Source organism: Burkholderia sp. E168m15 (genome assembly GCF_016586105.1).
In the GTDB taxonomy this organism is placed as follows: domain Bacteria; phylum Pseudomonadota; class Gammaproteobacteria; order Burkholderiales; family Burkholderiaceae; genus Burkholderia; species Burkholderia orbicola.
This window is the reverse complement of the sequence record NZ_BCPO01000034.1, coordinates 95,131-101,244: the sequence shown is the minus strand read 5'-3', so window position 1 is coordinate 101,244 and position 6,114 is coordinate 95,131. Positions and strand designations below refer to the sequence as shown.

Annotated in this window: 6 protein-coding genes and 1 pseudogene; 3 read left to right on the top strand and 4 right to left on the bottom strand. The window is 69.0% G+C overall.

Going from position 1 to position 6,114, the window contains the following annotated elements; translation table 11 throughout:
- The 3 genes and pseudogenes from JMF86_RS06470 to JMF86_RS06460 all read right to left on the bottom strand — a co-directional run.
- A pseudogene (locus tag JMF86_RS06470) lies at positions 1-731 on the bottom strand (serine/threonine protein phosphatase); the annotation flags it as partial.
- Complete coding sequence (locus JMF86_RS06465; protein ID WP_011545157.1) at positions 728-2,497, bottom strand: bifunctional alpha/beta hydrolase/class I SAM-dependent methyltransferase; 1,770 nt, start codon at positions 2,495-2,497, stop codon at positions 728-730. The gene JMF86_RS06465 and the pseudogene JMF86_RS06470, both read right to left, overlap by 4 nt.
- Before the next feature lie 59 nt (positions 2,498-2,556).
- A complete protein-coding gene (locus JMF86_RS06460) occupies positions 2,557-3,162 on the bottom strand; it encodes a CDP-alcohol phosphatidyltransferase family protein (protein ID WP_011545156.1) in 606 nt (201 codons plus the stop codon).
- A 123-nt stretch (positions 3,163-3,285) separates the two neighbouring features.
- Here JMF86_RS06460 and JMF86_RS34990 point away from each other — a divergent pair, with 123 nt between their 5' ends.
- The 3 genes from JMF86_RS34990 to JMF86_RS06445 all read left to right on the top strand — a co-directional run bounded on the left by JMF86_RS34990 (position 3,286) and on the right by JMF86_RS06445 (position 5,231).
- The gene (locus JMF86_RS34990; RefSeq protein ID WP_226292131.1) at positions 3,286-3,528 is read left to right on the top strand and encodes a hypothetical protein; all 243 of its coding nucleotides are present in this window, start codon (positions 3,286-3,288) and stop codon (positions 3,526-3,528) included.
- A 102-nt stretch (positions 3,529-3,630) separates the two neighbouring features.
- Positions 3,631-4,263 (top strand): lysophospholipid acyltransferase family protein, encoded by a 633-nt coding sequence (locus JMF86_RS06450; protein WP_011545155.1) that lies wholly within the window; start codon positions 3,631-3,633, stop codon positions 4,261-4,263.
- Between the two features lie 38 nt (positions 4,264-4,301).
- Positions 4,302-5,231 carry a phosphatidate cytidylyltransferase gene (locus JMF86_RS06445; protein WP_012328300.1) on the top strand — a complete coding sequence of 310 codons (930 nt, stop codon included), beginning with the start codon at positions 4,302-4,304 and terminating at the stop codon, positions 5,229-5,231.
- A gap of 40 nt (positions 5,232-5,271) precedes the next feature.
- Here the strand turns inward: JMF86_RS06445 and JMF86_RS06440 are convergent, their stop codons facing one another.
- The gene (locus tag JMF86_RS06440; protein ID WP_011545153.1) at positions 5,272-6,075 is read right to left on the bottom strand and encodes a hypothetical protein; all 804 of its coding nucleotides are present in this window, start codon (positions 6,073-6,075) and stop codon (positions 5,272-5,274) included.
- Positions 6,076-6,114 lie beyond the last annotated feature (39 nt).

The following is a 6,114-nucleotide window of genomic DNA, read 5'->3' as shown; positions in this document are numbered from 1 at the left end:
TAGCGGCGCGCGAGCGCGCGACCGGCCGCGGACGGCGACGCATCGGCGCCCGGCAGCCGGCCCGCGGCATCGCGCAGCGGAAACAGGAACAGCGCGAGACAGCCGACGGCCGCCCCGGTCGGCACGTCGATCGTGTGATGCTGGTAAGTCGTCAGCACCGACACACCGATCGCCGCGAACCACAGATGCAGCACGACGCGCGCGACCGTGCCGCGCAGGTGCTTCGCATAGACGGCCCACAGCACGACCAGCAAGCCGATATGCAGCGACGGCGCCTGGTTGAACGGCTTGTCGAAACCCATCAGCAGCGTGAACAGCGCACCGGCCATGCCGCCCGCGTCGGGCCGCTCGAAGCCGAAGCGCAGCGGCCACGCGATGAAGCACGCAACCGACACCAGCTGCACGGTCAGCAGCCGCTTCACGTGATCGAGCAGATCGTCGCGGCGCGTCCAGAAGAAGAACGACAACGCATACAGCAGGTCGATCGACCAGTACGGCACGATCGTCCACGGCACGAACGGGATCGCATGCTCCCAGCCGAACGCGAAGGTCGGCACCGCGGCGCGGCGCGCGGCGAGCCAGTTCGCGAAGCCGTACGTCGAGAAGAACACGGCGCCCATCGCCGCGAGCCAGCCCAGGCGCAGCACGAACGACGCGTCGCGCGCGCCGGCCGCCGGTTCGGCCAGCCCGTCACTCGCCTCCGCGCCCGCGCCGCCGCCGAACACGCTCATGACGCATCGACCCGCTGCGCGAGGCTGACCGTGAAGATGCCCATCTCGTCGATCCGCTGGTCGAGCTTGCGGAACCCCGCCCGCGCGACGAGTTCGTCCATTTCGGCCTGCGAACGGCGACGCATCACCCAGGTCGACTCGCCGCGATGGTTGTTCAGCGCACGCGCGATGAATTCGAGCTGCGGATGCCACGGCTGCCCCGTATAGACGAGATAGCCGCCCGGCGGTACGGCCTGCGCGAGCCCGCGCAGCGAGCGCTCGATCAGCGCGTTCTCGCCGAACAGCTCGTACAGGCCCGACACGATCGCCAGCGTCGGCCGCGGCTCGAGCGTCGCGAGCGACGCCTCGTCGAACGCGTCGCCGCGCTCGAAGCGCGCGATCGGCTCGAGGCCGCGCTGCGCGATCAGCACGCGCCCGGCCTCGACGTTCGGCGGACTGTAGTCGCGCAGCGTGATGTCGTCGGGCGCCGCGCCATCGCGCTCGGCGGCCAGCGCGATCGCATCGAGCACGTAGCGCCCGTGGCCGGCGGCGATGTCGACGATCCGCACCGGCGTGCCGTTCCCGCGCAGCCGGCCGATCGCCGCGCCGATCAGCTCCTGCAGATGCACCTTGCGCTGGCGGATGCCGACCCAGCCCGGCGAATCGAGATACGTGCGGTCGATCAGCGCGCCGATGCCCAGCCGCCCCTGCGCGCGGTTGCGGTACACGTAGTCGAGCGTCGAGCCCGAATCGAAGCCGAGCCGCAACCCGAGCGCGATGCCGTCCGACAGCGCGCCGCCGGCTTTCAGGCCGGCGCGCGTGAGCGCCCAGTACGCCCGTGCGAACACGTTCGCCGGCGGCCGGGAGAGCGCCGCGTATTCGTCATGGAACGCGCCGCGCCGGTCGGCATCGGCGAGCGACACGCGCGGGCTCGGCGCATCGAACTCGCGCAGCACGAACGCCCGCAGCGGCGCGAGCGCCTGCGCGCGGTCGCGCTCGCCGAGCGTGTCGTGATAGAAGCCCGGCAGCACGATGCGCTCCTTGCGCGCCGCGCCGAGCCGCTCGAAGAAGCGGTCCTGCGGGCCGCGATGCACGACCCAGTCGGCGCCCGAGATCAGCAACAGCGTCGGCACGGTGATCGCGGCCGCGTCGGCGACGATGCGCTGCGCGGTATCGTGCAGGTCGAGCAGCATGTTGACCGCGATCGGCCGCGTGATCAGCGGATCGGACGCGTAGCTCGCGATCCGCTCGGGATCGTGCGTGAGGAATTTCGGCTTCACGTAGCTGTTCACGTAGAACAGCCCGCGCAGCTTGTGCATCAGCCGCAGCCCCGGCCGCGCGAACGGCACGTAGAGCTTGATGTGGAACGCCGGCGACGCGACCACGAGCGCGCGGATCGGCGGCGCGTAGTCGTGTACCCAGGTCGCCGCGAGCACCGCGCCGACGCTCTGGCCGACTACCGCCATCTCCTCGATCGCGATGCCGTGCGTGTCGCGGATATGCTCGACGAAGGTCTGCAGGTCGCGCACCGACGCGGCCGCGCTCGGGCTGTAGCCACGCGCGCCCGGCGAGCGGCCGTGGCCGCGTGCGTCCCACGCAAAAAACGCGAAATCCGGCAGGTCGAGCTCGTCGACGAGGTGCGCGACGCGCGCCGAGTGTTCGTGCCCGCGATGCAGCAGCACGATGGCGCCGCGGCAGCGTGCGCCCGTCGCGGGCCAGTGACGATAGAACAGCGTTTCGCCGTCGTGCGTGATGAAGTCGGCCTCGCGGGCCGTGCGTGCGCTCATGCGATCTCTCTCGTTTCGTTATACGTATCGTGTGGCGCCGCCCTCCGGCGCCCGGCCCGTCAGCCGCCCGCTTCGGTGATCCCGGCCCGGACGCGCCGCACCACCGTCACGATCGACAGCACGATCAGCAGCCGCCACAGCCAGGCGCCGACGCTGCCCACCGGCAGACCGAAGCCGATCCACAGTGCGAACGCGCCGAGGGCCAGCGCCCGGTCGCTTTTGCCGAACGGGCCGTCGTAGCGGCGCGTCGCACCGACGAGCGGGCCGATCAGCCCCGCGCATTCGACGATCACCGCCGTCAGCGCGAACAGCCAGACGTCCGCCGGAGCGAACGCGGGAATGGCGAGGAACGGCAGCACGAGCGCGACGTCGGACACGATGTCGCCCAGCTCGTTCAGGTAGGCGCCGAGCGTGCTCTTCTGCCCGTGCTCGCGCGCGAGCATCCCGTCGATCGCGTTGAGCGCCATCCGCGCGAACAGCCACAGCGGGATCAGCAGGAACAGCGCGCGGGCGAACACGCCGAGCCCGGCGAGCGCGCCGACGACGATCGAGCCGCCTGCCGCGAACAGCGTGACCTGGTTGGCCGTGACGCCGCGTTCGGCGAGCGAATCCGCGAACGGGCGCAGACGATTCTGGAATTTGGGTTTGAGTGCGTAGAGGCTCATCGTTTCGTATTCGTTTTATTCGTGCGGCCTGGCCGGATACGTTTCCCGCCGCCATGCCCCGGGCGGCGAAACGGCCTGCGTCGGCCTGGATTGAACGGCCCTCATCGTCGCCGAGCGGCCTCGATGCGTCAAGCCTGCGGGCCGGCCCGCCCGCGCGGCGCCAATCTGGCGTTTTTCGGCGAAACTCGCGATAATCCGCTGGCCCGATCGCAGCGAGATCCATTCGAACTGCAGACGGGCACTCGTGCAACAGCCAATTATCACGCCGCCGACCGGCGCATTCGCCGCGACGCGACAGCGTGCGACGGCGAATCGTCCGATTATCGCGGACCTGCGACAGGCAGCCACGAATTTGAAAAAATTTAAACAAGAGCCGTCCGGCGCGCATCCTGCCGCGCCGGCATTCCGGGGTTCCGCCCGCCGCGCATGCGCAGCGGGCCGGGCATGCACGCAGGAGGCCACACGCCGATGAACATCCTCAACGTCTGGCAGCGCGACTTCCTGCTGTCCATCGTGCGGCTCGTCGCCGGCGCGTATCCGGTCTGGCATCAGGCGCCGCCGTCCCCGACGCAGAAGATCTATTTCTCGAACCACACGAGCCACATCGACACGCTCGCGATCCTCGCCGCACTGCCGCGCGACGTGCGCGCGGTCGTGCGGCCGGTCGCCGCGCGCGACTACTGGGACAGCAGCGACCTGAAGCGCCACATCGCGCAGAAGCTGCTGAACGTCGTGCTGATCGACCGTCATCGCGAAAACGGCGGCGACCCGCTGGAGCCGGTGCGCGACGCGCTGCGACAGGGCCACTCGATCATCATCTTCCCGGAAGGCACGCGCGGCGCCGACGTGTTGCCGCAGCCGTTCAAGAGCGGGCTGTTCCATCTCGCGACCGAGTTCCCGGACGTCGCGCTCGCGCCCGTCTACCTCGAGAACCTGCAGCGCATCATGCCGAAGGGCGCGATCTGGCCCGTGCCGCTGATCTGCAAGGTGCATTTCGGTGCGAACGACGCGCTCGGCGTTCAGGAAGACAAGCCGACGTTCCTCGCCCGCATGCGCGACGCGGTCATCGCGCTCGCGCCGCCGCAACGGCCGGCCGGCTGAACGCGGCGCGCCCCCTTTCCCTTTTCCGGATACCAACCATGCGAACCCTCTTCTGGGAACTGGTCGCGGGCGTCACGGGCGTGCTCGTCGTTGCGACCGTGATCGGCGCGATCCTCGGCGCGCGCAGCGGCGGCACCAGCGCGACCATCGTCAACCTGAATCAGCGCATCCGCGCGTGGTGGGCCATGATCGCGATCATGGCCGTCGCGATCGGCCTCGGCAACAACGTCACGTACCTGGTGTTCGCGCTGCTGTCGTACCTGACGCTGCGCGAATTCATCACGCTCACGCCGACCACCGCGAGCGACCATACGACGCTCTTCATCGCGTTCTTCATCGCGATCCCCGTTCAATACCTGCTGCTCGGCATCAACTGGTACGGGATGTATTCGATCTTCGTGCCCGTGCACCTGTTCTTCGCGATGTCGCTCGTGTCGGCGCTCACGCAGGACACGCGCGACTTCCTGAGCCGCAACGCGAAGATCAACTGGGCGCTGATGGTGTGCGTGTACGGGCTGAGCCACGCGCCGGCCGTGCTGATCCTCGACATTCCGCGCTACGCCGGGCAGAACGCACTGCTGCTGTTCTTCTTCCTGTTCGTCGTGCAGATCAGCGACGTGCTGCAATACGTGGTCGGCAAGCTGTTCGGACGCCGCAAGATCGCGCCGCAGCTGTCGCCGTCGAAGACGATCGAGGGCTTCGTCGGCGGCGGCCTGCTGGCCACGCTGTGCGGCGCGTCGCTGTATCGCGTGACGCCGTTCAGCTTCGGCGCGGCGTTCGGGATCTCGCTCGCGATCGTGATCGCTGGCTTCGTCGGCGGGCTCGTGCTGTCGGCCGTCAAGCGCTCGCTCGGCACGAAGGACTGGGGCTCGATGATCGCCGGCCACGGCGGGATGCTCGATCGCGTCGATTCGATCTGCTTCGCCGCACCGGTGTTCTTCCACCTGGTGCGCTACCTGTACGTGTGATGCGCAGGCGGCGCAATGCCGCCCGTTCCCGCGCCACGGATCAGTACCCGTCGCGCAGCGCCTTCGGCACGACGTAGCGGCCGCGCGCGGCGTCGAACTTCACCGTGTAGCGTGCGTGGATCGCCTTGTCGCCGCGCGTACCGGTTTCCGTGACCATCAGCGGATAGACGTCGCCCGTGCCGGTCGTGTCCGGCGCGATCTCGAAGCGACGTTCCTCGCAGCGCGCGCGAACATGCGCGCATTCCGTCGACTCGGCATTGTCGAGCGCCTCGTCGATGCGCGCCGCCGCATGCACCAGAGAATTGCCGTATGGCAGCCAGATCGAACGAAAGCGTTGCGTGTAGCCCTGCCGCGTGTCGCTTTCGCCGATCACGAACCCGAACAGGTGCGGCCCGAGCCGCTCGATGCGCACCGTGCCCGGTTCGCCTCGCTCGCCCGATGCGATCTCCGTTTTCTTCGCGATCGGTTCGAGCGTCCTGCCGTCCGGCGAAGGCTGCAGCACGTACAGGTCGATCGCGCCCGGTGTCGCGTCCGAATCCATACCCGGCATCCCGTTCTGCACCGCTGCCTCCGTCTCGCCGCACATCGCGAGCAGCGTGCGCGGGCCATCCGCGGTCGCCACGCGCAGCACGCCGCACGGCGAATGGATGAAATCGCCCTCGTCCGCCTGCCAGCCCTTGCGGTCCGCACGCCAGTCGCCGTATGTGCCGTGGATGAAGGTTTTCAGTTGACGGTCGGGCTGGGCCGGCTCGGCGGCATGAACGGGCGACAGCGCGGCGAGCGCCGTGAGTGCGCCAAGGGCGGCGAGCGGCTTAAGACGGCGGTTCCGGTTCTGGAGGGCCATGACGAGATCAGTTCGGATTGATATGTGGCGAATTGTTGC

What these genes read in the sequence shown, in the direction of transcription:
- JMF86_RS06445 (WP_012328300.1), top strand. Translation starts at nt 4,302, where the DNA reads ATGCGAACCCTCTTCTGGGAACTGGTCGCGGGCGTCACGGGCGTGCTC.
- JMF86_RS06465 (WP_011545157.1), bottom strand. Translation starts at nt 2,497, where the DNA reads ATGAGCGCACGCACGGCCCGCGAGGCCGACTTCATCACGCACGACGGC.
- JMF86_RS34990 (WP_226292131.1), top strand. Translation starts at nt 3,286, where the DNA reads ATGCGTCAAGCCTGCGGGCCGGCCCGCCCGCGCGGCGCCAATCTGGCG.
- JMF86_RS06460 (WP_011545156.1), bottom strand. Translation starts at nt 3,162, where the DNA reads ATGAGCCTCTACGCACTCAAACCCAAATTCCAGAATCGTCTGCGCCCG.
- JMF86_RS06440 (WP_011545153.1), bottom strand. Translation starts at nt 6,075, where the DNA reads ATGGCCCTCCAGAACCGGAACCGCCGTCTTAAGCCGCTCGCCGCCCTT.
- JMF86_RS06450 (WP_011545155.1), top strand. Translation starts at nt 3,631, where the DNA reads ATGAACATCCTCAACGTCTGGCAGCGCGACTTCCTGCTGTCCATCGTG.